Origin of the sequence: Streptomyces aculeolatus, from assembly GCF_020400605.1 — a bacterium.
In the GTDB taxonomy this organism is placed as follows: Bacteria; Actinomycetota; Actinomycetes; order Streptomycetales; family Streptomycetaceae; genus Streptomyces; species Streptomyces aculeolatus.
The window spans coordinates 1-445 of record NZ_JAINRD010000111.1; the positions used below are offsets into that span (position 1 = coordinate 1).

1 pseudogene is annotated in these 445 nt (G+C 72.6%); it reads left to right on the plus strand.

From position 1 onward, the window contains the following. A pseudogene (locus tag LG396_RS38935) lies at positions 1-445 on the plus strand (polyketide synthase); the annotation flags it as partial.

A 445-nucleotide genomic window follows, 5' to 3' on the forward strand; every position in this document is an offset into this window, starting at 1 on the left:
CCAGGATGGTGCGTCGAATGGTCTGACGGCGCCGAACGGGCCGTCCCAGCAGCGGGTCATCCAGCAGGCCCTGGCCAGCGCCGGACTCACCGCCGGGCAGGTCGACGCGGTCGAGGGCCACGGGACCGGCACCAAGCTGGGCGATCCCATCGAGGCGGAAGCGCTGCTCGCGACGTACGGCCGGGAGCACTCCGACGAGCGGCCGCTGTGGCTCGGCTCGATCAAGTCGAACCTCGGGCACACGCAGGCCGCGGCCGGTGTCGCGGGTGTCATCAAGATGGTCGAGGCGATGCGGCGCGGCGCGCTGCCGCAGACCCTCCACGTGGACGAGCCGAGCACGCATGTGGACTGGGATGCGGGTGCGGTGGCGTTGTTGACGGAGGCGCGGGAGTGGCCGGAGACGGGGGAGCCGCGTCGCGCGGCGGTGTCGTCGTTCGGCATCAGC